Here is a 24676-nt window from a genome sequence, read left to right on the forward strand (position 1 = left end):
GGCGGTATAACAAGAGGGTGTTACCACCTTGAGTATAATAAAAGACAGCTACCCATCAAACTATTATCGGCGTGAAGTTACGAATACATCGACGAATCAAGAAACAATTGATTTATGTTCAAATTTAATAAAGGAAAAAGAAATTCTCTAGGAGATGTATTTGGTCATCGAGAAATGAAAATTTTAACATTTGAAGATTTCATTTTAGTCCATGGAACGGAATGGGGCTTTTCCGAAGAAGTATACGAACAGCAACTGAGCAAATAGTGTTGTTTTAAAAAGCGATGAGCAAGAAAAGATACACTAATTTGGTTCATTCTATTTATATAAAGGGGGAGAGTGACCGTGATTGACTTTATTGAGAGTTTAAAACAAAAGATTGAAATAAAAAAAGCAATTTATTTCCTATTTTCAATGGGGATGGCATACTATGAAGTTCCCCAGAAGCGCGAATATCTTGATGATATTGGCTATAGAGATCTCATTCAACCAGCATTTGATGAAATTCATAAATTAATGGAGCAAAATAACATATTAAGAAAAGATGTTGCTGAATATTTATGGAATATTGATCCATATCTTGCTTATTTACTGGACGAGACAAGCATAGAGACTGAACTGGTTATACTAAGTTTTTTAAATAAGACACTTGATATCTACGAAATTTTCACCGTTCCTCTTGAAACACTTCCAGATGATGCAGATTCAAAATACGGAGTCGTGCTGCTTAATGATAAAAGTTCTGCCAATCATCAAGGTGTTTTTCATGGAAAGCAATTTTTTTATTACAGTCCGTTATATGGGGCGAGAAGGGACGCAGCAACACCACCACCACTCATTATGCTTTTAACTGAGCAAATGACAAACAATAATACCGTTTCATTGAGGCTAGACCAGACAATAGCTTTACAAAAGGAACACTACAAACCATTCATGCGCTTCTTTTTTGAGGTGTATCAAGGGAGAGAAATCAACTTAGACAACATCCAGTTCCCTATCCATTCTGGAACCAGTGAATTCTTTTGCGTATATAATCCGGAAACTATGAAAAAAGTTCAATTCAGAATTTCCCATCGAAAGGACTCGGAACGATGGATTGAAGTCGAAGAGCTTTGGGACATTCATGGAAGAGAAGAAAATCAATTGTTTGTAACGAGGTATCTCCATTCTATATTCAATCCATTAACTAATAAATTTGTCCATATAGATGGGTCATTTAATTTTTATAACAACGAAAAATATAAAGTACGGGTAAATCAGCAAATAAATGCCCATGCAAATTTGCATGTTAAGCAATGGCTCGTTGAAGGCGAAATTAGCGTATTAGATTGGGCAAAGATGATACTACACTTTTTTGATGATCCCGACCTTATTCTTGATGCTTTCAAAGGCAATCTTATTGAAGAGGTATTTAGCGAATAGGCGTGAATAAATGTGCACTATGGACTAATCCAATAGTATTAACTCATGGGCATGATGAGAAATACTTTAAGTTCTGTATCTTTTCCAATAGTATACAAAGGACGGGGTATTATGAAAGAGAAGCAACTCAGTAATCCTTTTTCTACCGGTAATGGAGGGGGACATTTTGAAGCACATGTTCAAGCTTCTTTTGTTGCTTTGATGCTAACTGGAGGAGTCATGCCTTGCTTACCTCATTGGCCAATAACAGAAATAAAATTGCAAGGTAGAATCGATGGATTTAATACAGATGACTTAATTGTCATTGTTCAAAATCCAGATCATAGAGAGAAGCGGAAATTACACGGACAGATTAAGCATAGAATAAACATAACTAAAGAAAACGCTGTGTTTTCAGAAGTGATCCGAGCAGCATGGCTTGATTTTAATAACCCTAAAATCTTTACAAAAGGGAAAGATACTATTGCTTTGATCTGTGGACCACTTAATGCAACGGATTTTCATAGTATTCAATGGCTGTTAAATCAGGCTAAATGCACTAAAAATATTGATGAATTTGAGAGACAAGTAACTAGAACAAATTTCAGCCCACCAAAAAGTGAAGAGAAATTAAAGGTATTCAAGCATCATCTAAAGTTAGCGAATAATAATCAGGAAGTTTCGGAGATTGATTTGTATGCTTTTTTAAATCATTTTTATGTATTGGGCTATGATCTTGGGAACGAAGAAGGCGTTGTACTATCCTTACTCCATTCACATATTTCTCAGTACCAAAAAGCGAACCCACAATTTATTTGGGCGCGTATTGTTGATTTTGTTCAAACTTGGAACCAGAATGCAGGAACAATTACTCTTGCTAGAATACCAGAAGATTTAAAAGATGTTTTTAAAGAACCAAGTCTTACCTACATACCAGCAGACTTGATAATATCACCTGAGGAATCGAATATTGACTGGAGCAAAAATACTTACGCACGTGTTATTGCACTAGTAAATTTAATTGGAGCTTGGGAAGAAAAGAATGAAGCAGATATTGATATTATAAATTTATTATTTAATAACAACTACGCTGATTTTATAATAAAAGCCAGAGAATTACTTCAAATAAAAGATAGTCCGCTTTCACTGAAAAATGGTCTTTGGAAAATTTCTGATTCTGATCGAGTCTCATTATGGGATGCACTCGGATCACATATCTATGATAGTGATCTTGATACCTTTACTCAAATAATTGTAAAAGTATTAACGGAGAAAAATCCTGCGTTTGAACTGCCTCCGGAAAATAGATTTGCAGCAAATATATACGGGAAAGTTTTTACTTATTCTTCTATCTTGAGAAGAAACTTAGCAGATAGTTTGGCGCTTCTCGGGAATAGAAGTGATGCATTAATTAATTGCTCTTTTGATAAGGCTAATGTAACAGCAATCTTATCTATTCGTGGAATATTCCATGAGTATTTGAAGTGGGAACTTTGGGGGAGTTTAAATAACTTACTACCGATTTTGGCAGAAGCTGTTCCTGAAGAGTTTTTGTATTCAGTAGAGAATGCATTGCTTGCTAATCCTTGTCCGCTGGCAGAGCTTTTTTTACAAGAGAGTCAAGGTATAACTGGAAACAATTATTTGACTGGCTTGTTGTGGGCATTAGAAGCGTTAGCTTGGGATGAAAAATATTTAATAAGAGTTTGTGCTATCCTTGGCGAATTAGCTACCTTTGATCCTGGCGGTAATTCAGGAAACCGGCCTCATAACTCACTATCGACAATTTTATTACCATGGTTTCCTCAAACAACTGCTCCAATTAAGAAGCGAAAAGCAGCTGTACGATTACTATCTAATGAACGTCCAGATGTTTCATGGCAACTAGTTATTGAACTACTTCCAGATCAACAGACAACTTCAGGAGGGACTTACAAGCCCAAATGGCGAAAAATCATCCCGGAAGAATGGAAAAATGACGTTACCCAAATTGAATATTGGGAGCAAGTTTCGTTTTATGCCGAGATGCTTATTTCGATGGCAGGATTAGATACAACGAAACTAATAGTAGCTATTGAACTTTTAAACAATCTTCCCAGAAGTGCGTTTGATCAGCTGCTTAATGTACTTTCTTCAGAGGAAATTCTAGCGCTTTCGGAAGATGAAAGATTTCCTTTATGGGATAAGCTTCTAATTTTTATAAATAAGCATCGTTCCTTTGTTGATGCAGAGTGGTCATTAAAAGATGACCTCCTTTCATTAATTGAAGTAGTTGCATCAAAACTCGCCCCAGTTCATCCGCTTAAGCTTTATCGGCATTTGTTTGCTGAAAATGATTATGATCTTTTCGATGATAGAGATGATTGGGATGAGCAAATCGGAAAGTTGGATGAAAAACGAAAAGAAGTAATTAAAGAAATCCTTGATTTGTATGGAGTAGCTAAAATAATACAGTTTGTTAAAGAAGTACAATCACCCATAAAGGTAGGGGAGGCTTTGGGGAGTTTTGATGAAGCAAAAGTAGAAGCAACTTTATTCCCTCAATATTTAGATTCCGATGATGATATATATATTAGCTTTGTTAGAGGTTACATCTGGCGCCGCCAATTTACTTACGGATGGGCTTGGGTGGATGTCATTGATAAAGACAGTTGGAGTACTAAGCAAATCGCGAAATTTTTAAGCTTTTTGCCTTTTACAAATGAGGTATGGGTTCGAGCATCACAGTGGTTAAAAAACTCAGAAGTTGAATATTGGACAAATGTTGATTTCAATCCATACGTTGTAAGAGGAGATTTAGAATTTGCTATAGAAAAGCTATTAGTTTATGGAAGACCGTATGCCGCTATTAACTGTTTGCATACTATACTTCATCAGCAGAAAACGCTTAATCTCAATCAATGTGTAACTGCTCTAATGTCAGCACTTTCTTCCTCTGAAGCATCCTATCTAATGAATTCTTCTAATATCGTAGAATTAATTAAAGTACTTCAGAATTCATCTGAAATTCCGCAGGCTGATCTATTTAATCTGGAGTGGGCGTACTTAAAGCTTTTAGACAGATATAATAGAGGGAAACCTAAAACGCTTGAGTTTACACTTGCCAGTGACCCTGATTTTTTCTGTGAAATTATTGAGTTGGTTTATCGCTCTAATAAAAGCAATATTGTACTTGATTTAACTGAGCAGAAAAAAGCAATTGTTGATAATGCATGGCACTTACTTCGAAATTGGAGTGTGGTTCCAGGTACACAAAAGAACGGAGGTTTTGATGGTGCATTATTCTCTGATTGGCTTCAGCGAGTTAAAGAATTGAGTACAGAGTCTGGCCATCTAGAAATAGCACTGGTTAAAGTAGGTGAAGTGCTGAATTATGCCCCTTCAGACCCTGATGGTTTATGGATAAATCATATTGTAGCAAAAGAATTGAATCATAGGGAAGTGCAAGATATGAGGAGTGGATATAGCTCGGGAGCTTTTAATTCACGTGGTGTACATTGGGTAGATCCTACGGCAAAACCTGAATTAGAGCTTTCTATGCAGTATAAGCAAAAGGCTGAAGATGTTGAGAATTTAGGCTACCAACGTTTCGCAGTAACCCTTAGACAATTATCAGCAACATATGAGAATGAGGCACAACGTATTATTCAAGAAAATGGAATAATTAATTATGAATAGAACTCGCTACAAAAATTGATGATTTCATTATAATTGAGCTCTGTAATTTATTTTTACTTGGCCTACACAAACACAATTAAATATTTGTTTGTGTAGGCCATATTAATTATTATTTCCCTACAACTTCTATTAGGTGAAGAGAGAATGTATAAGCTTCAATTGAAGAGCTTCTATCTTTATGTTATCTAAAAATTTCTTCCATTCGATAAGTCAATCTCTGTGCACTAGACCAGCCTGCTTTAACAAATATATCGAGTACCTCTATTAACGATTGAAGACAATCAGGATTGTCACGGAAGACTATACGATATTCTGCCATATACCGCTCTATGAGTCTGACAAGCAGGTCCGCTCCCATCGACTCTAATTGATACTCTCCACTTTGGCCAACTCGAATTGTTCGCACGATACGCATGAAAATTGCAACTGGATCCACTGGTACTAAAAACTCTAGCGTTTGAAGCAAGTGATGAGTGACTCCAGGAATAGAGAAATCAGCCAATTCATCAAGTACTTTATCTGCTTCAGTAAAGAAAACTTTCACCCTCTCGAAATCAAAGGAATTAGAAACCGAGCCATCTTCGCCATTTTTTTTATCGTGAGCACCTGAGGAAAAGTAAACTGCCATATTAGCGGCATCAACGATTTCAATAATATCAGAGTGTTTTTGCTGAAGTTCTTTAGACAACACATCATCTTTTGGTGCTTGTTCTACTAAGCTCTGACACTCAACCTTAACTTCTTGCAGAATTTGCAATAGGATATCCCAGCTTCTTTTCCGTATGGAGGCATATTCTGTTTTTGTATACCGCTGTTCCTTAAAACCGCTAATGAATGCATCTCGTAGTTGAACCACAAAATATCGGCTTTCATTGGTGTTTGTTAAAGGGTTTAGAATGAGATTTTGGATCTTCACTCTAGCGTCGGAATGATTATAAAAAATATATAGTCGCTCAAAAATATCTATACATGAGTGGCGAAGGCGATTACCCGGAGCGGTTCGATCATAAATTATCCCTGCAAGTGCATTAATCTTATCAGGATATCTTGCTGTCAATCGAGTAAGCACACCTTGAACAAGGCCATGGAGAACTCCGCGATTCGTTTCCTCATTTACTACACGATCAATTAACCCCCACATAAAGGAGTTAGCAGTACTGTAGAGATTTAATAGCCGAATTGTCACTTGATAACGCACAGCTGGCACTGGATCAATTATGAGTTCCTCCATAATGGCTAACAAACCAGGTGTCGCAAAAGACTGGAAGCGGGCAAGTTCTGTCAAAGCTTCAGCAGCATCAATACGTGCAGCCGGCTTACCCCAGCTAGGAGTTTCATCAAACTGATCGTCATGTGAACTGCTCATAGGCTCCGGATTTTGTGAGGCTGCTAGTAAAACAGAGAGAAGGAATTTCCCCATCTCCTCATCATAATTTATATCTCCGCATTTGGTAGCTCTGGAACAAGCTTCTGCCAAATACCCCCAAGAGTGATTATGCTGTTTAGGATGTACCCCATCAGTTTCAGCATTTGAGAGGGCTTCCCAAAGTTCGCGTAAATTGGGCAATATTAGCTTAACAGCCTCTAATGTGGGGTGAGAGTTACGATGCTCTTCACAAAATAATTTGACTGGCAGCTCCAATTCTTGAATTCGAAGATTTGCAGCTTCATCTACTGGAACTCCTTCATCAGCTAAATAATCCCTTGAACTATATTCACTTGATTCCCAAATAGGAAAATCCGGACTTTCTGTATCGGCCTTTTCAAATAAGTTGAGTTCCGAAATACGCTCTCTAGTATCAGAAGTGCAGACATACTCAAGCGGTAGTTTCTTCAGAAGACGATCGCGTATACGTTCTCCTTGAAGCAAGTTTTCACTTTCAAGAGTAGAAGGAATTGAATGGATAATGAATTCGATCTTTTGTCGGTCTTCTAGAGACAAGTAACTATATACAGCCCCGAGGTAATCTCCTACTACATTACTTGTATCTTGGCATTTTAAAACAGGTAGTGTCCAACCTAAGAAACGAATTTCTAGGCCAAGAGTTGAGGGTGAATATGTTCCACTGATGAGCAATCGTCTCCATAAAACTGCCATACGGTTATGTTTAATAAAGATGATTACTATCTGCTGTAAGTTCCCAATCTTACTCAGATCTTTGCTCAAACCTGTTAAATAAGCTTGAAAAGCGTCAAGCATATTGTTAATTTCATCTCCGGGAGAATGGATCCCGGTATCCCAAATATAGCTATTATCCGCATATATAATTGCATTGATTCCATCTACAAGAAAATTATCTTGTAGTTCGTCCACACTAAGATAGATTTGCTTTGTTAAAACATGGTTTTCAACAATTGTAATTAGTGCGGTGATTGCCTCTATGGGGGCTATTTCAATAAAATGCGTAAAATCCTCCGCAAGTTGGTACAATCCACTTTCGTAGTCTTGTCTACGGTTCGATCTCAAAGAAAGAATTTTACTTCCACCAAGGGTGGTAGTGTCTTTACTATCTTCAATATAGCTGAAAGCAGAAATATATAGCTCCTTTACAAAGGCAGGGTCATAATTCATGATATTTTTGACATTGTACGCCAACCAAGGTATTTCCAAATATCCAAAATTACTAAGTCGTTCCTTTTGAAGTACTCGCTTTAATAGACTGCTGGACTCAATTATATTGCTATGATAGGTCTGACACACCCAGGGAATTGCAAGTGTTACCAACCCTTCCAAGCTGTTTTCTCGCGACCAGACATAATCCAAATAATTTCTAGATGCAGCACCAACGTGTTCCAACTGTTTTGTTGTAAGATTCGTTAAATGCTTACACAGTAAAGAAAGTAGAATACGAATAATATATTCATTTTTGTCAGAGAGCTGTTTACTTAAATGCTCAACTAATTCTGCCCAGGGTGATGCTGTTTTACCAGTTAAAAGATTTGTAAATTCCGTAGATTCCAATGCAGACAATGCTCTTACGGTATGAAGCAATGCTTCTTCTCCAATACTTTTAGTCGGCATGCATTCAATTCCTTGAATCACTGGCGACAAATCAGACATGCTCACACTAAATCTTGCTGCTGTAACAGGACCAACTAATTTAGCTATTTCGGGAATATTAACACTCTTCATAAAACGGAAGACCAAGTTCCAAAAATGCGAACGCGAGTGATCTTGAGACCAAACATGCTGGAAGTGCATATCGAAACTCGGGCGAATAATCAAGACGAGGTTCGGATCAGAAGCCAACATTTGTGTAACATCAACTTGGCTGCGTATTAACATTCGTTCCACCGCATAATCAAATAAAACATGATGTGCGAACGTTAAATTTGAAGAATCCGGAGAAAATGTAAGTGAAGGCTGCCATTCAATCAACACATGCTTGCTAAGTATTTGATCAAGCTCGCGGGTTGACTCTGGAGTAGCTGCAAAACCTCGTGGAACGCGAAGTGTCCGGTGCTTCACCATATAGGAAACTGCATATCGAAGAATATCTTCTCGAGCATCACGACGACCATCATGGGGCTGTATTATTCGTTCTTCCCAATATCGATCTAGTAATTCTAGTTGTGTCCTGATAGGAGTTAGGTGCACAATTGATGTACCTTCACCGATTAGCTCACCCATGAGACGTAAATTAAACGGTACATGTAACAATTGCTTCATTGTTTCGTCCGCTGTCTCAATTAGAGTTTGCAACAACAGAGATTGCTGAGAAACTATACTTAATTCTTCATCTGAAAATTCAGGAATTTGCACGTGACATGTATTTTTAAGTTCAAAATCACAATACTCCTCAATGGGCGGTTGGCCAGAAAATATATTGCGTATTTCCCGGTTATGCCGCAGATCAAACTTGCGAATAGAAGTGATTACATTCCATCGGTCGTTTCTCCGAACTACTCTAGCTAATAAAGTCGTAAGTAAATGCACAGTCTGTTCAGAACGTGCAGCATCAAGAGCATCAATTATTAGAAATGCAGGTTTATCTCCATTCCAATTTGTAAGCACTTCTTCTAGTTCATGATTTATCCCAAGTTGTTCTTTTAGTTCGGAATGCGTTTTAGCAGTAATGTGATCTACTGCAAGGAATACAGTATCTCGACCTTCTTCTATTAATGCGTTGACCAGGTCGTATAGTACACCTGACTTACCGGTCCCAGGTTCACCAACAACTACTATTGATTGCTCTTCGATTTGATCTCGAATTTCATGAACACATCTCCGGATAACCTTTATCTCACCTTTACCAACGCGCAGTATCGATAACTCACTTAAATCCGTTAGTGTGGCTTTAGTTTGCTTCGAGAGAACTTCGATATCCTTACGATACCCTTGAAAAATTGGAGGATCTATCAAACACTCTTGTAAAAGCATCTTTGTAGCGGTGTATACTTGTGAATTTCGATTGACTGGCTTTGCTATGGACAGATGATCTTCATCAAGAGGGATAGGGTTCGCCCCTACGCCAGGATGGGAAGAAGAGGGGTTCACAATTAAAAGCGCATCTTTTACACGCCGAGACTCATAGTAAGTTCGCGTTTTTATTGATTCATCTACGTGGTTACGATACCATTCGAAAAGATCACGTAAATGTGCATTATGCGCTTTTAAATCTTCGATAGCCAATGTAGGGAACGCAAGACGAAACTTTGCTACTAGTGTAGCGAGATCTGCACCTTGGTGAGGTGTTGCAAGAAAAAGAACAGCACGAGTACTTTCAAATACTAACCGTTCTGGAGAGTTATCTCCTTCATCAGATGCCATTCTAAGAATCTGCTTGGTGAGAAGACCGCCTAAACTATGACATACGAACATTATTGGCCTTGGTCCAAGATTATGCTGTACCATTAAATCCAACACTTGTCGTGCGCGATCTGGAAGTGCCATAGCATATCCAGACTCACGCTTACTTTTTGGGAACCATTTACGAAAACGAGGCCATTTCGAAATAGAAGCTGCATACCCGAGAGACCACACTCCAACTTCAGGAAAATCTTGGCCAATCCAACTAGGCCAGTAGTATTCAGAATTGTTAGCATGGCGCCAAGTATCAATCGCATCTCCACCAAGTCCATGGACGAATATGACATCTGCTTGACGTTCTTCATTCTCACAGCCAGATATTGAGTGTAAGTGGCTCAGAAAAACTACCTCCAAAAGTTAATATGTCTATCTGACAATTATTTGAACATGCATTAATTTTACTATACTTTACATTGGAATAATATGCTTAATACGACACTTCTTGTTCTGCCCGGGGGGAACACTCTGTGGCTGCAATGCATTCTGAGGGTTATGCTTAGCGTCCGACTGTCATAGACTATTCAACCTCGGTGATTGAGCTTTTCTGACAATCTGAGAGAGCAATGTGCCATCATCAGGAGAAGCGACAAATAGTAAAGCGGCCTTTACAAAACGATATTTTGTTGTTCTCTCATTAAATGATGTGGAAAAAAGGATTTTAATTCTGCGTGTGGAATCTTTCATCTAACAGTAATGATGAATAATTCCCCAAAAGAGAGGAAGATGAATGTGAAAACAATAGCCATAATAAGAATACTGGAAAAAGAAGGTGCTCAAATGAAGATCACCTTATCTAGCTTACCTCAATACTCGTTTAAGCTTCCGGATGATGCTGAGGCGAAATTCAATTTGTTTTATACTGCGGATGAAGCGAGTAATATATCAATCGAATTAAGCCTCAAAACCACAAATTTTTCCCTTTCCCCAGACCTAGAAGCTTTTGCAACAGAACTGTATTTCAAGCATATTGCGGCAGAGTTTACGGTGGAAAGTATGAATAAAATTACGAGAATCTGCGTTAGGGACTCGAAATGACAATACTTGATTATACACCGATATGGCCGGAAACTGCTGTATTCTGGGGTGCAGGGGCTACTGCTTCTATAGGGATGCGGACCACGCAGAAACTTAGTGAATCTTTTTACCTGCTTGCACAAAAAGATGTTACTTTAACCGACCGGGTGAAGAAATCTATCGGATATGATGATAAACCAGTATGGCTGGAGGCCGTAGTCGATCTGTTAAATATACTGGGTGATCCAGATACAAGTACAGAGGCAATAGAGTCCATCCGTCGACAATTTCCGTTATTGAACGAGGATCAGCAGCGAACCCGGCTTGAGGAATTAAGGAGTACATACGACTGGAATACACTGTACCGCATTATTCAGATCTGCCCAGGCAATACGAAAGAAGAGTTTCAACTGCAGGATCTATTCAATATTCTTGACATGCATATTTTGAACCGGCAGGGGTTCTATGTTCCGGATGAAGTGGATGCTTCTTTTATTCCGTTCAACCGAATGATTGGTGCCCGTAATTCCTTGAAAATGCTGACGATTCTTATGCATACCTTGGACTTTCAATTTGCTATTACCGAAAAAAGGGACCTGATTAAGAATTACGAGTCTTTTGCTGAAGTACTTTATCAGTTAATGATAGAAGAAGGATTTGATTTCTACAAGGACGTACCGGATAAACTACAAGAGCGATCCTTCTATTTATTCAGCCATTCGATTATATCGATGAACTGGGATCCGATTCTGCTGTGGTTGTTATTCAATGTACACAATAATCATAACAATGGAGCGTCACCTCCGGTTATAGGGGAGCCACCTATGCCCCTTAAGCTATTCCATGATATGGGCCATTTTATGGGCGTTCGCAAAATTGATGGCAACACCCCACAGGTCTGGTATCCGTTCAATGAAACTGTTGTACAAAGAATGAACGATCAGGACCACATAACTTCCAGAAGAGTACGTGTAGGGAAATATTATTTTCCTCATGGTTGCTCGGGTTGGCGGGAGTGCCCCAATTGTGGGAAGCTGACAATGTATATGGGCGGTGAATGGGGACTGGATACGGCAACCCTGTTTCCTCCATTACCGCTGCCTTCTCTCAGCTTCGGGTATGAAGTAAAATCACTTCAAGAGAAAAACGCGCAGGATAATGGAAGAAGTGATGCAATTCAGTGTACCTTCTGTGGGACCATAACTGAGGCTCAACATGTTCCGCTTGTTATGCAAAGCAATTTTAAAGGCGAGCATCCCTCTTTCGTTGAAGAAATACAGCGGGACATGAGAGTTTCTCTGGAGAGAACACAGCATGTGGTCCTAATGGGGTATTCATTACCGAGCGATGATGTTATCTATCGAAGCTTGCTGTCAGCCAGAAAGAACAGAGGGAAAGGGATATTCTGTTCTGCTGTTGGAAAAAGTGCTATTCCGACCGATGGATGGATTGGCAAAGATCAAATAGATAGCTTCCTAGATAAATTAAGAAAGGATGCACCACAGGACTCGTTTATACGCACAATCACTTCTGTTATTGAAATATTCGGAAAAGAAAATGCGCGGTTTTGCGGGGATGGGATTCCGGGTGTGTTTTTGGAGAACACAGGTGGATCAGCATCGATGCATAAAGTAAAGGAACTCCTATATCCAAGCCCAATATTTCCAGGTAACCGGGTATTAAGAGTTTAATGTAACAGCGGAGTATTCGTGTATTAACGGCAGACTGTCAAACAAACGGCACAGGGCTGTTCCCCGTGCCGTTTTAGATTTATGGTAGTACACCTCAGCCAGCGAACTCTTTTCATTTCACCCCAACTTTTCCTCACTCTTCTGAGTAGTTTGTCTTGGTTTTGATTTGACTTTACTCATCTTAACACTCTTCTGAAGTGCTTCCAACAAATCGATTACAACCTCAGCCTCTTGTGCTGGTTTAGAGATGATTTGCTGACCAGCAATCTTAGACTGAATGGCTGCTAAAAGTCTTTCTTGCTCAGGACTGGAGAGGGAGGCCACATCTGACTTTCCTGACATCCCCTTCACAATCTGCAAAGCCAACTTCAATTGGCTCTCCTCAACAATATTACTGCTTAGTAAATTGGGGACATTAGTTATTGAACGAATCTCATTTGCATAATGCATGGTGGCCAGCTGAATGCAATTCCCATTAAGAGGTTTCATTATACATAGCTTAGTGTTAGATCGGAGCGTAAGTTTGCCTATTGCCAATCGTTTGGATGTTTCCAGAGCCTTTAGGAACAGGTAATAGGCATTACTCCCATGAGTATCCGGACCAAGGAAATAAGCCTTCTGCGTAAACATCAGGTCGATTTGATCTTCTTTAATGAAATCAATGATGTTAATCCTCTTGCTGGACTCTTCTTGTATCTTATCCAATTCTTCTTTCTCGAAAGTAACATATTGATTGGTATCAATCGGATAGCCCTTAATAATTGCCTCCTGTTCCACGGAAGTCCCACAAGAGGGGCAAAACCTTTGGTTTTTAATTGACCCATGACAATTGCGATGAAGCAATTGCAAAGCGATGTCTTTTTCCTCGGTGGCTGCATAGAGTTTGACGGGCACATGTACAAGCCCAAAACTGATTGCACCTTTCCATATGGTATGCATAGAAAATCCCTCCTAATATTTATTAGGAATTCATTCCCATATTTAAAGACAAATAAACCGCAACCCTGGTGTAGATTGCGGTTAAAAATACTATTTTTCAAAAAACTCATCTAAAAATAGTTGGACCTTGCGTAAATCACTTTTCTTTAATCCCATCAAGACATCGACCAATTGATTTAACATTATGTCTTTTTCATTTAGCACAGATTTTTGATGTCTTGTATAAGAGAACAGTTCAATTATAGGAACCTCTAAAGCATCGGCAATTTTTATTAAATTGGTTAAAGTAATATTTTTCTCCGCTCTTTCGACACCGCCTATGTATGAAAAATGAAAGCCGGCTTTTTCACCCAGCTGTTCTTGTGACAGACCTTTAGATTTCCGGATGTCTCGGACACGTTGACCTATTTTTTTCATTACGGAAGTTTCCATTGTTACACCTCTTGATGTAAGTGTAAACAATGGGGAAGAAGCGATACATTCATGTATATAAGTCATTTATATTAAATGATATGTATGCGTATTATTAAATCGATATTTGGTAATAGTAGTTAGTGAGGTGATAGAGATGCAAATGATAGGGAGTCTGAAATTAGGTGTTGCAGTGATAACTGCCAAAGGGATTAACTTTAATGATTTATACTACACAAACGCTAAAATAATTCAGCTTGGTTGGTTTGAAAGGGTCATCATAGAAGGGGAGTGGAGGATACCGATTTTATTTGACCCTATCGATGTTTCGGAAATATATATACTACATCCATATCAAGTCATAACTGCTTCTGCAATTAGTTTGAGCGATCAAAAGATTGATCCAGAGATTGAAAAGAAATACTTTGAAACAGTCCAGTCTCTGAAGAGCAGGCTGCAACTATACAGGAAAGAGTAGTATGCACTAAGTTAAGGCAGTAAGTCATGTATAGAAATTTTAAGAGCATCAGCGATTCGATACAAGTAATGAATTTTTACATGTTGCCGGCCAGCCTCGATGTTAGTAATGGTTGGTCTGGAGAGACGAATGCTTAGTGATAATGCTTCTTGAGTTAATCCAAGTTGTTCTCTGTAAGTGCGTATTAGACTTCCAATTTCCCTATAACATGATGTTCTATACATAAAAAAACCTCCTCTCACAATCTATTAACTCTAGTATTGACAGAATACGAGAGATATAGAACTCTTCGTTTAACATTTATGCAACAACCATACCTTGGATTAAAAAATAAATAAAAAGGCAATACAGAAGTATAAAATCCTAAATGTTAAGGAACGAAACATTTCATGAAACATCGTCAATTACCGTATTCACCAATTGTAATGCCTAGAAGTAAGAAGTATGGAAACAATTACTGGAACAGTATAGGGCCTAAAGTAGATAGAGATGTCATTCTTTATAGCGACTTAGAATACGACCATTGGGTGAGAATCGAGACTACTCCAGATGTGATCGAATATTGTGAACAACCATTAGAGATCACGTATGTTCTAAATGATAAACGGCATAAAACAATTTTCGATATGTGTGAGCTTCACAAGAATGGCAACCGGATTTTTGTTGAAGTGAAATATGAAAAAGACCTGAAACCAACCAGCAGGAAGTACGATGTGACTATGCGACAAATTGAAGCTCAGAAAGAATGGTGCCGGCTGAATAATGTACAACATGAAGTAAGAACCGAGAAAAATATCCGTACAGGCCCATTTGCCATAGAAAATCGCATAAAAATTCTAAAGAGCATTACAAACCAGAAAACACCATGCTTTCTTCAGGATGTTGCTGAATGTATTGCTTATGAAAAGATAAGCTTAAAGCATCTATGTAACAAACTGATGAAGCTAAGAGTTTACGATGTGTTTTTAGCTTGTTATTGGCTTTACTATCAAGGAAGACTTAAAGCTGATATTGATTCAGCGATTTTGAATTTGGATATGGAGGTGTCGAAGGTTGAGCCGGACAAAGATAGTTGAAAACCCACATTTACTTCCAGAGCAAATGAATCCTGAGTTATGGCCTGTTGTGGATGAGCTGCTTTTATCTGAAGAGGAGAGAAACGTTTATGTAAATCGAAAAAATGCGGTAGTACTTTACTTTAAAGGAATTGGACTTAAGAGAATTCATGAACAAACAGGAGTTCATCCCAAAAATCTCCGAAGGCTTATACACCGCTGCATCTTAATCTCAGATGATGGTCTTGTTTGGGGCTTTAGAGCATTAATTCCGCAAAAGAAGGTAAAGCCCTATCAACTTAATCTATCAAGTAAAAAGAAAAATCCAAGCAGAAAAACCGGTGAATTTAAGCTTTTACTGGAAACGTACCCGCCGCTTCAGGACTTAATTAAAGATCTGTTTCTGGGGAATCACCGTCGCTCTTTAGAACCTGCCATGAAACCCCATCATATTCATAAAAAATTTATAGACACATGCCGAACTTTAGGAATTCCATTACATCAATACCCCTTTAACACTGACCATTTGGGATTTAAGGCTCTTCAAAGATACGTAACCAAATTAAGCTTCATGTATTTTGGGAAAAACAGGACCCGATATGGACAAGATGCGATTACTAAAGCTAAACATACAGGAGAAGGCGAACAAAATCACCCTTCAACATTGCATCCATATCAAAAAGTACAATTTGATGCTCATCGTATTGACGGCTTTTTTATAATCGAAGTCATGACGCCAGAAGGTGACCTGATTCCAATTGTGCTTGACCGCTTTTGGATATTAACACTAATTGATGTGGCTACAAGAGTTGTATTGGGTTATGCCATTAGCTTGAATAAAGAATATAGTGCAGTTGATGTAATGCATTGTTTTCGAAACACTGTGATTCCACATGAAAAGGTCACGGTTTCAATTGAAGGTCTCAAATACAATCAAACGGGTGGATTTCCTTCTGAAGTGTATCCATCATCAACTGCCTGGGCCGTTTGGGATATGATTTATTTTGATAATGCAAAATCGCACTTAGCCAATTTAGTACAGGATCGACTTAAACATCTTATTGGATGTGATATTAATTTAGGACCTGTTGCTTTACCAATGAGAAGAGGGATTATCGAGCGCTTTTTTAAAATTTTAGAAGAAACAGGATTTCACCGGCTTCCAAATACTACGGGCAGTAATCCAGACGATCCACGGAGAACAGATCCCGAAAAGAACGCTGTTAAATACAAGATGAGCTTTGATCATTTAAAACAACTCATAGATATCCTTATATCTGATTACAATGGAAAGCCGCACGGTGGGATTTATCACCAAACACCTCTGGAACTACTTGGAAAACGTTTGAATGCTGGACTATTACCGAGACAATTAGAAGAAGAACTCCGCAAAGAGGTGTTATTTATGCAAGTGACAAAGACAGCAACGATTAGAGGATCGTTAAAATCTGGAAAAAAACCATACATTCAGTTTCAAGGTGTGGAGTATAGAAGTGACAAACTTGGCCAATCAGCTCACCTTCTAAACAAAGAACTCATCCTTCATGTTAATGTTGACGATCTACGAACGATTAGAACATTTTTGCCAGACGGGAGTGAATTTGATTATCTTGCTGCAGCGGGTAAATGGTCTATTACTCCGCATTCATTACAGATACGAAAGGCAATAAACTCTTTAGTCCGTCAGCGCTTGATTTATCTTACTACTTGGGACGATCCAATATTTGTTTATACTGAGTACCTACGAATTAACGCAACTAAGGGAAAGCGAGGAGCTGCAAACACGGTCACGCAGGTTAAAGAATCAACTCGCAAGCGAACAACGATCAATGAACCTGAGGGCCAGACAGAGGCTTTAGAGAGGGTAGAGGAGCGCAATGCAGCGCTTGAGAGAGCAAGGGAACATACCAAAAAAGAACAAACCGATAGGGAGTACACCGAATATAAAGACTTAATGAAGCTGTACAAAACGAAACTATAAGTAAGGGGATTGTCATGGAGAGACCTCAAATACAGATAGGCACACACCCGATTGAGACAGGTGACTATATCATACCGACGAAGGAAGTTTTACGCCTAATGGGCAGTATGACCAGAATCGTAAACAATCGTCTTCCAGGAATGATCGTTTACGGAAGACCGAGAATAGGAAAGACATGGGCTTTACGTTTTGCCATCGATCATTTACCTACAAATTTTGATGCACCACTGCCTATTCTTTATGCCAACTGTAATTCATACCGTGTACCAAGTGAGGAAAAATTCTACTCAGATCTACTTAGCGACTTTAAATTTCCCTTTATATCAAAACGAAATTCATCAGAATTACGGAGACAGGTTGTTAATTTCATGCTTGAAAAAGCAGAAAAATCAAAGCTACGGCGTTTGGTTCTCATCATTGACGAAGCACACCGGCTCACAGAGGCACATTATAATTGGTTGATGGATATTTATAATGCGCTTGTCCAGAAAAAAATTTCAATGACTGTTATTTCTGTTGGCCAAGAAGAACTACTTTCAAGAAGAACCTTTTTTCTGGAGCAAAAGAGATCTCAAATTATTGGTCGTTTTATGACACATGAACATGACTTTCATGGAATAAGAACCTGGGAAGATATGCAGCTGATATTAAGCGGCTATGATTCACCAGAAATCTCTTGTTATCCTGAAGCAAGCGGGTGTAGCTTCAGTCAATATTTTTTTCCAGAAGGTTATAAAAAGAAGGAAAGATTGGAGAGCGAAGCAAAAATGTTATTTGAGCTATTTGCGGATTTGAGAAAAGAACATGGGGTTTCTGCAGCCTTAGAAATTCCTATGGAATATTTCTCTTTTACCATTGAAAATGCTTTAAAAAAGTACGGGATACATGGTGATCAACATTACTGGATTAATAAAGCGCAGTGGAGGGAAGCCATTGAAATGTCGGGTTATGTAGAGTCAGAGATCTACATGGCTCTTGTTTAAATTGATCTAGGGGGAATATTGATGCAAGCAATTTGGAGAAACGAATGGATTCATGAATACGAGACTCCTTGGTCCATATTCGAGAAATTATCTTTTGCTAATCGTATAAGCAGAGGCAATATTTTTAAATTTGCTGCAAATAGTTTTGAGAAAAATAAAAACAATCCAAAAAAAGATGAACGAAAAATTGATCTATTCTCCCTTAAAAGCTTTGACGAGACGATCTTAGAAACGATTTTTGAAGTGAACTTAGTAAAGTTTACTCAACAATCCTTACACTCACTGACAATTCCTCTACATAGCCATCGATATCCAGTCACATCCTGGTTTTCTAAACATCTACGATGGTGTAGCGAGTGCATTTCATACGGACATCATAGCTGGTTACATCAATTTAAATTATTGGATTATTGTCCTTTTCACAATACAAAATTAAAAGAGACCTGTCCAAAATGTGAGATGAATATTCCCTTCATATTTTCCAACCGATTTTTTGGAAACGCTTTTTCCTGTAAATGCGGATTTCAATTTGCTGATTTTTCAAATATACTATGGGAAAATTGGGATACAAAATTTAAGATAGTGGATCCAGCAACTTTACTCTGGTTATCCAAAACCTTTAATTTTGAAGGAATCCGAACTTTATTTTCTCCTGAATCTGCGAGCCTAAATATACTTTCCGATTTTCATCCATATGTATCAATGAAAACGTTTACTCAGAATAATATTAAAATCTTGATAGATGACTTTTATTATTCTACTCAATTTAATAAGGAGCTATATAATAATAATGTGAATACATTCCAAACTGTTGATCGCTATATAAGAAAGAAAGTACTAAGGAACCATTCTAATTGTATAAAACAATTTTGGCAGTTACTAAAAAATGATGGGGAAGACTTCCCTGATATTTGTCCATACGCTTATGCGTATGTTAACTGGCGTAAAACACTTTTAAAGTCTGAACGTTTCTATAGTTCTGATACCCGAAGTAGTGTTGTGGCGCGAAGTGGAGGACGATACGGATATGAGCTTCTTACTAATGCAATAACTGATGACATTAAATTATTATTAGAAGAATATGTTCTTAGTAGTAAGGGGAAACATGTTAATAAGGATACATTGGAGTGGATTCAAGAACAATGGTCATATCGATTTAGTCTAGCATTTTTTTATGACTGTCTAAACTGTGCCAACGATATTCTGCTGTATGGCAAGAAACATACGGATTGGGATAAGATCCTCATGAGCACAAAAGCTAATTTTAAAATTGCTTTTAAATACCAAGAGATTAAAGGAAAGCGCGATAAAGGTATAAATTTTAAGATGTATTATGAGAATACAGCTAACACTAAAATACCTGAACATCGATGTCCAAATCATAGCTTAAAAAAAAAGAGAGCTATTTCAAAAATGAAATCATATTTACCGGCACGAATATTCATGGATTACCCTAAAAATTATGAATTGATTAATTACGTGAGTTCCTATATTAAGAAACATGATTATTAGAAACAACTCATTAGGAGTTGTTTTTTTATGGCCAAGAGAGGGCCTTGTCGGCAATGGGACTAAGTTCTTGTCCTACAAGGGACTATGTTCTTGTCCACCGACAGTTTGTTTGTGTTGTCCTAAAAGGGAGAGTATATATCAACCTACATACATATGTACAAAATACGGGTTTTGTGAATAAGTATCAAGTAAATAAACCGGACCAGCCTAATTCAAGCCGTTTTTGCTTCTGATCCGGCTTATTATGCTTGTAATAATATAAATGAAATTTTACTACTCTTTATCATTTTTTTAGAATATTAATTTCTTTTTCCTGCATGATACTTTTCATTTATTTAATGCGTTCATTCAATACGATATTCTGTAATTAGACTGTACTTGGTTATGTAACTCGAATCGTCTGAATTATCAAATGAATTTCTCCGGATCTTACTTAATTCTGATCCTGCAGTCCCAACTGCAGGATTTGCCGTTAATTCATTTATTCCTTTACTTATGGATCCAATTAGTCCTGTAAATTAATTTGGCAATAAAATTTCATTTACACTGTTAACTGCCTCATTATTAGGTTTACAGATTACATTTCCTCAGATAAGTTGATCCTATTTTTTAACTCATGTCACCTCCCTATTTTATCATCAAATATTTACCATATAATAACATTTTAAAACATGATCCATTCCTGAATCATTTTGATTTCATCATGAAGTCCTTCACTTATATAGTCAGTTTACAAGGAACTACACGCGCAGAATGTCCAGTAACATCTAAATCTGAACTTCTATAACATTTGTAGTGTTGAAGCAATTAAAACCCCCATTTGATTTTTCAGACACAAAAGTCCCGCAATCAACTTTCTTTTATAGATTGCGGGACTTTTGTGTAATTTTCATACTACAGGATTTATTTATCTTGAAGTTTATTAATTAAAGCTATTACTCGGTTAGTTTTTGTTTCTTCCTTTTTAGCAATTTCAATATAATTTATCTGCTCTCGTTTAATGTAATCAGGCTGAGTTAGGAATGTATTCAGTATGTGGTGATCTTCAAGGCTTTTTGAAATGTAATCAGGCAAAACAATATTACGGTTTTCCTCACATTTTTTAAGAACTACATGGAGTTTGTCACCGAGCTCTTTATGTACTGCTCTTCGAATAAATTCATTATACACAAAATAATGCCCATTTTTTGACGGCAACAACGTATGGTCGAACTCGTGCCCGTCAACGGTGATTTGAACAGATACTTTACCATTAGTATTGAATACTTCCCTTGCTGAATAAGGGAAATAGACTACTTTCCATTTCATTTTACCTTCCAGCATCTTTATCTCACTTTCAAATTCATAATCCATATTGAATAACACTCCTCATTGTAAAGAAGCTGCTTTCTATGACTCACGTTATCATAACCACTTTACTGCTTCTAGGTGATTTGAATTCAGTATGTTGTTGCAATAACCTATATGATGTTGAACATGTCGGATCTGCATTAGGATTACATCAGTTTTAGTTATTTCTTCGAATAGTACACATGGTTCCAATAATTTGTCGTCAGTAAGTTCATCCAAAAACCTACGAGCCACGCTCAATATCTCCTCAACATACTCCGTCATTTCCTGTTTAGTAGGGTAGTCAGCGCACTCCTTATCTAGGGCTTCTGTTATATCCTTACCGAAGTCAGGTATTTTGAATTCTTCATCCTTCTGCTGCCTAAACCAAAATTTCATACTGGTTGTAGCATGAAATATCTGCTTCCAGTATTTTTGCTTGGCATCCATCCAAAAATCATCAGGACATACTTCGATAAGTTGCTTCAACATTTCTAACGTCGGTTCAAACTGTCTTCTTAAGACAGCTACCATCTGGTCACTCATGCTCATCAACTCAATTCTCATAATTTAGTATTGTGACTATATTCTTGATTTCAACAAACAAAACCTTCTCATTCTCAGCAGTGCTATTGGCAAATTTGTGAACCCCCAAGCTAGTTCCACCCGATACGTATTTCAAATAGTTTCCTGATCACTTCGGCGTTCGTCGCTCAGGCTGTATCGCCTTTCAACATTCAGTTTACGCGATCTAATAAGCACTCTTATACATAGAATAAAGTAAAACAGACTGCCTCTAGGGCAGCCTGTCGTAGTTAATGTTATTTTCGAACCGAAAAAATGAACTTCTCCAATGATCCTATATCGGTAATGCTCTGATTACAAGCATCGCTCTCCAGACATACGTACTGGCCAATAGAAGAAATATTATCCGGCGAGGCGTTCGCTGGCTTGGTCTTAACTGTGAGGAATGCAAGCTCTTGATGGCGATTACAGAACAAGCAGTACCCTTTCTTGTTAGTGGGCGTGATTCTTCCCTCGATACCAATGAATTGTCCCTCGAACGGATAGACAATGAATAATTTGTTCGTAGCTATGTCTACCCAACTCAGATACGTTACATATCGGAAGTCGATAGATCCTAAGTCAGGCACCTTCAGCTTCTTATTCTTAGGGAATAGTTTCTGAATCTGCTTCAACGTAATTGGTGGAAATGGCTCCAGATAGGGTTCTAATGCGCCCAGAAATCTCTGGAAATCATATGCACTTTCGAAGGCCGATATTTGTTCCAGCATTTGCTGCTGATCATTTGTAAGATTAGGAATGGCTTCAATAATATTCGCAGCTGCACGATATCTTACAGTCTTCAAGACGTTTCGATCCGCGACGGTTCGCAGCGTTTTCTGCAGAAAATCCGTTTGTTTCTTAATGACGTTATACTGATGGTTTCTAATAAATGGTGTATTCATAGCTCTTCAGCCCCTTATTTTTTATATAAAACATAAGGTGCAAAGCCTATTATTAGAAACGATAAAGTCAAGGTTGGGCGATCGTATCCATCCTACCGCCCCCACGCAAAGTATCGCCCCAGATTAGGCTTTGCATGAGGACTTCCTAGCTAATGAGCAATTCTGCTTTGCCATCAGTACAACCCCCAATCAAATTCACATGTGAAAAGTATATCAAGATATCCCAGGAGGTGCAATTTTTCTGTTTCGCTCTCATCTATTTTATTACCAATACATGTAAGCGGTATTAAGATAAAAAAGCTCCCCGCTCTTGAAAATGTACCTGTAAGCTCAATTCCGCTCCGCTCTGCATGCTCATACTTCAACTCAAATGGATATAAGCTCTTTACAATAAAGGGACCGCATAAATTATGTGGTTTTTTAGGCATGGTATCAGTAGTAGTCAATGAGTGCATCACTCAAGCTAAATTTTACCATCCCCTCCCATGCTCCAGTTCAGTTGACTGACATCCTAAAAAGGTTTACATTTAAATAGTTAAACGATATTAACTATTTAAATCTTTAAAGTATATTTTTTGAGGTGATGACTACTGGACAAGCAAAATCAGCTATCTTATTTAATCAGCCGCCATATGTTGACACTGGTAGCGAGCTACACCAAATTACTGGACAACAATTTAACGGCGCCCCAATATTTTATTTTGCAGACCCTGGCGAAGCATGACAAGCAGACCAGCTCCTATTTTGCCAATGTGCTGGGTGTAACGCTCTCTGCCATCACCAATTTAAGCAGTAAGCTCGTTCAGAAGGGATATATTGAACGCGTGGTATCTGAAACTGACAGGCGCCAGGTGCACTTGAAGATCACAGACCAAGGGCGTGAAGTCGAACAACGGATGCTGGAACGGTACAAACAACTGACAGACGGATTATGGAGTGAATTTTCCGGCACAGAGCTGGACCTTCTCATCCATTCTTATCAGAAAATGATCGATCATTTAGAGCTGAATATGAACATAACCAATACAAAGTCACAGGAGGAATAACACATGGGAAGATTAGATCATAAAGTAGCGGTAATTACTGGAGCAGCCGGCGGGATGGGTAAAGCAGACGCCCTGCTGTTCGCCAAAGAAGGTGCCAAAGTTGTAATTACTGACTTACAGGAAGAGAAGCTGCAGGAGGTTGTCCAAGAGATCCGGGGAAACGGCGGCGAAGCCATTGGAATAAAGCAAAACGTTGTCTCCGAAGAAGATTGGGCACGGGTCGTTGATGAAACCTTGAAGGGGTACGGCCACATCGACATTCTGGTCAACAACGCCGGTGTTTCTGATCCGACTCCATTTATGGAACAAACCGTGGAACGCTGGGAGAGAACGATGGGCATCAATGTAACCAGTATTTTCCTCGGACAAAAAGCAGTCATTCCGCACATGATCGCAGCCGGCGGCGGCTCAATTGTCAACATCTCTTCGATCGCCGGGTTGACCGGCGGAAGCGGCGCAGGTCCATACACTGCCAGTAAAGGTGCCGTACGTATGCTGACCAAGGCCACTGCTGTAGATTATGCCAAGCATAACATCCGCGCCAACTCCATACATCCAGGCTATATTGAAACCCCAATGACCGAGGATCTGCTCAAGGATGAAAAAATGAAGCAGTGGTTCTTCGCACAGACCCCGCTTATGCGCCTGGGCACAGTTCAGGACATCGCCAAAGGCGTCCTGTTCCTGGCTTCGGATGATTCCTCCTACATTACAGGCGTTGAGCTGCCAATTGACGGCGGATACTACGCCAAATAAATAATTATAGGGCGCGATTCTGCATTTACAGCAAGCTGCATTGCATACCAAAGACCCAGGTTGACGGACTATCCTCCGCTTCCCGGGTCTTTTCTCGTTTGAAATCTGTTTACCTCTATCCTT

18 protein-coding genes are annotated in these 24676 nt (G+C 38.5%); 11 read left to right on the forward strand and 7 right to left on the reverse strand.

All coding sequences use genetic code 11. From position 1 onward, the window contains the following. Nucleotides 1–345: 345 nt before the first annotated feature. Together MHI45_RS02105 and MHI45_RS02110 are read left to right on the forward strand one after the other, a co-directional pair. Complete coding sequence (locus MHI45_RS02105) at nucleotides 346–1422, forward strand: hypothetical protein (RefSeq protein WP_076111083.1); 1077 nt, start codon at nucleotides 346–348, stop codon at nucleotides 1420–1422. 111 nt (nucleotides 1423–1533) lie between these two features. Continuing rightward, nucleotides 1534–5079: a hypothetical protein gene (locus MHI45_RS02110; protein WP_076111084.1), complete on the forward strand. Its 3546-nt coding sequence runs from the start codon at nucleotides 1534–1536 to the stop codon at nucleotides 5077–5079. Nucleotides 5080–5260: 181 nt separating this feature from the next. On the opposite strand, the gene MHI45_RS02115 is transcribed toward MHI45_RS02110, so the two are convergent. Next, complete coding sequence (locus MHI45_RS02115) at nucleotides 5261–10243, reverse strand: ATP-binding protein (RefSeq protein WP_144024331.1); 4983 nt, start codon at nucleotides 10241–10243, stop codon at nucleotides 5261–5263. Between the two features lie 375 nt (nucleotides 10244–10618). Here MHI45_RS02115 and MHI45_RS02120 point away from each other — a divergent pair, with 375 nt between their 5' ends. Continuing rightward, nucleotides 10619–10924, forward strand: coding sequence for a hypothetical protein (locus MHI45_RS02120; RefSeq protein ID WP_144024332.1), 306 nt, complete (start codon nucleotides 10619–10621; stop codon nucleotides 10922–10924). Then, on the forward strand, nucleotides 10921–12594 hold the full coding sequence (locus MHI45_RS02125) for a hypothetical protein (RefSeq protein WP_076111088.1): 1674 nt from the start codon (nucleotides 10921–10923) through the stop codon (nucleotides 12592–12594). Before MHI45_RS02120 ends, MHI45_RS02125 begins: the two co-directional genes overlap by 4 nt. 117 nt (nucleotides 12595–12711) lie before the next feature. On the opposite strand, the gene ku is transcribed toward MHI45_RS02125, so the two are convergent. Both ku and MHI45_RS02135 read right to left on the reverse strand, forming a co-directional pair. Further along, nucleotides 12712–13533 carry a non-homologous end joining protein Ku gene (gene ku / locus MHI45_RS02130; RefSeq protein WP_076111089.1) on the reverse strand — a complete coding sequence of 274 codons (822 nt, stop codon included), beginning with the start codon at nucleotides 13531–13533 and terminating at the stop codon, nucleotides 12712–12714. A 90-nt stretch (nucleotides 13534–13623) separates the two neighbouring features. Beyond that, on the reverse strand, nucleotides 13624–13965 hold the full coding sequence (locus MHI45_RS02135; protein WP_076111090.1) for a helix-turn-helix domain-containing protein: 342 nt from the start codon (nucleotides 13963–13965) through the stop codon (nucleotides 13624–13626). Between the two features lie 142 nt (nucleotides 13966–14107). Between MHI45_RS02135 and MHI45_RS02140 the strand changes: the two genes are divergently transcribed. Beyond that, entirely contained in the window at nucleotides 14108–14422 is a 315-nt protein-coding gene (locus MHI45_RS02140) for a hypothetical protein (RefSeq protein ID WP_144024333.1), read from the forward strand. Nucleotides 14423–14433: 11 nt separating this feature from the next. On the opposite strand, the gene MHI45_RS35085 is transcribed toward MHI45_RS02140, so the two are convergent. After that, complete coding sequence (locus tag MHI45_RS35085) at nucleotides 14434–14646, reverse strand: helix-turn-helix transcriptional regulator (protein ID WP_076111092.1); 213 nt, start codon at nucleotides 14644–14646, stop codon at nucleotides 14434–14436. Nucleotides 14647–14811: 165 nt separating this feature from the next. Here MHI45_RS35085 and MHI45_RS02145 point away from each other — a divergent pair, with 165 nt between their 5' ends. From MHI45_RS02145 to MHI45_RS02160, 4 genes are read left to right on the forward strand one after another with little or no spacing between them, the layout of a single operon-like run. Beyond that, a complete protein-coding gene (locus MHI45_RS02145; RefSeq protein ID WP_076111093.1) occupies nucleotides 14812–15498 on the forward strand; it encodes a TnsA endonuclease N-terminal domain-containing protein in 687 nt (228 codons plus the stop codon). Further along, nucleotides 15476–17458: a hypothetical protein gene (locus MHI45_RS02150; protein ID WP_083675666.1), complete on the forward strand. Its 1983-nt coding sequence runs from the start codon at nucleotides 15476–15478 to the stop codon at nucleotides 17456–17458. The genes MHI45_RS02145 and MHI45_RS02150 overlap by 23 nt, the downstream gene beginning before the upstream one ends. 14 nt (nucleotides 17459–17472) lie before the next feature. Next, entirely contained in the window at nucleotides 17473–18441 is a 969-nt protein-coding gene (locus tag MHI45_RS02155; protein ID WP_076111094.1) for an ATP-binding protein, read from the forward strand. Nucleotides 18442–18462: 21 nt separating this feature from the next. After that, the gene (locus MHI45_RS02160; RefSeq protein WP_076111095.1) at nucleotides 18463–19953 is read left to right on the forward strand and encodes a TniQ family protein; all 1491 of its coding nucleotides are present in this window, start codon (nucleotides 18463–18465) and stop codon (nucleotides 19951–19953) included. 903 nt (nucleotides 19954–20856) lie between these two features. On the opposite strand, the gene MHI45_RS02165 is transcribed toward MHI45_RS02160, so the two are convergent. The 3 genes from MHI45_RS02165 to MHI45_RS02175 all read right to left on the reverse strand — a co-directional run bounded on the left by MHI45_RS02165 (nucleotide 20857) and on the right by MHI45_RS02175 (nucleotide 22751). Then, nucleotides 20857–21306: a DUF1905 domain-containing protein gene (locus MHI45_RS02165; RefSeq protein WP_076111096.1), complete on the reverse strand. Its 450-nt coding sequence runs from the start codon at nucleotides 21304–21306 to the stop codon at nucleotides 20857–20859. A 51-nt stretch (nucleotides 21307–21357) separates the two neighbouring features. Then, nucleotides 21358–21828, reverse strand: coding sequence for a DinB family protein (locus MHI45_RS02170; protein ID WP_341118891.1), 471 nt, complete (start codon nucleotides 21826–21828; stop codon nucleotides 21358–21360). Nucleotides 21829–22103: 275 nt separating this feature from the next. Continuing rightward, on the reverse strand, nucleotides 22104–22751 hold the full coding sequence (locus tag MHI45_RS02175; RefSeq protein WP_076111098.1) for a FusB/FusC family EF-G-binding protein: 648 nt from the start codon (nucleotides 22749–22751) through the stop codon (nucleotides 22104–22106). 632 nt (nucleotides 22752–23383) lie between these two features. Here MHI45_RS02175 and MHI45_RS02180 point away from each other — a divergent pair. Further along, nucleotides 23384–23797, forward strand: coding sequence for a MarR family winged helix-turn-helix transcriptional regulator (locus MHI45_RS02180; protein ID WP_076111100.1), 414 nt, complete (start codon nucleotides 23384–23386; stop codon nucleotides 23795–23797). A gap of 3 nt (nucleotides 23798–23800) precedes the next feature. Next, on the forward strand, nucleotides 23801–24553 hold the full coding sequence (locus tag MHI45_RS02185; RefSeq protein WP_076111101.1) for an SDR family NAD(P)-dependent oxidoreductase: 753 nt from the start codon (nucleotides 23801–23803) through the stop codon (nucleotides 24551–24553). Nucleotides 24554–24676 lie beyond the last annotated feature (123 nt).

The organism is Paenibacillus sp. FSL H3-0321 (assembly GCF_038002865.1).
Taxonomy (GTDB): Bacteria; Bacillota; Bacilli; order Paenibacillales; family Paenibacillaceae; genus Paenibacillus_AQ.

Coding starts and splice junctions, on each gene's coding strand:
- MHI45_RS02110 (WP_076111084.1), top strand. CDS start 1,534: ATGAAAGAGAAGCAACTCAGTAATCCTTTTTCTACCGGTAATGGAGGG.
- MHI45_RS02125 (WP_076111088.1), top strand. CDS start 10,921: ATGACAATACTTGATTATACACCGATATGGCCGGAAACTGCTGTATTC.
- ku (WP_076111089.1), bottom strand. CDS start 13,533: ATGCATACCATATGGAAAGGTGCAATCAGTTTTGGGCTTGTACATGTG.
- MHI45_RS02135 (WP_076111090.1), bottom strand. CDS start 13,965: ATGGAAACTTCCGTAATGAAAAAAATAGGTCAACGTGTCCGAGACATC.
- MHI45_RS02140 (WP_144024333.1), top strand. CDS start 14,108: ATGATAGGGAGTCTGAAATTAGGTGTTGCAGTGATAACTGCCAAAGGG.
- MHI45_RS35085 (WP_076111092.1), bottom strand. CDS start 14,646: ATGTATAGAACATCATGTTATAGGGAAATTGGAAGTCTAATACGCACT.
- MHI45_RS02145 (WP_076111093.1), top strand. CDS start 14,812: ATGAAACATCGTCAATTACCGTATTCACCAATTGTAATGCCTAGAAGT.
- MHI45_RS02155 (WP_076111094.1), top strand. CDS start 17,473: ATGGAGAGACCTCAAATACAGATAGGCACACACCCGATTGAGACAGGT.
- MHI45_RS02160 (WP_076111095.1), top strand. CDS start 18,463: ATGCAAGCAATTTGGAGAAACGAATGGATTCATGAATACGAGACTCCT.
- MHI45_RS02165 (WP_076111096.1), bottom strand. CDS start 21,306: ATGGATTATGAATTTGAAAGTGAGATAAAGATGCTGGAAGGTAAAATG.
- MHI45_RS02170 (WP_341118891.1), bottom strand. CDS start 21,828: ATGAGTGACCAGATGGTAGCTGTCTTAAGAAGACAGTTTGAACCGACG.
- MHI45_RS02175 (WP_076111098.1), bottom strand. CDS start 22,751: ATGAATACACCATTTATTAGAAACCATCAGTATAACGTCATTAAGAAA.
- MHI45_RS02180 (WP_076111100.1), top strand. CDS start 23,384: ATGTTGACACTGGTAGCGAGCTACACCAAATTACTGGACAACAATTTA.
- MHI45_RS02185 (WP_076111101.1), top strand. CDS start 23,801: ATGGGAAGATTAGATCATAAAGTAGCGGTAATTACTGGAGCAGCCGGC.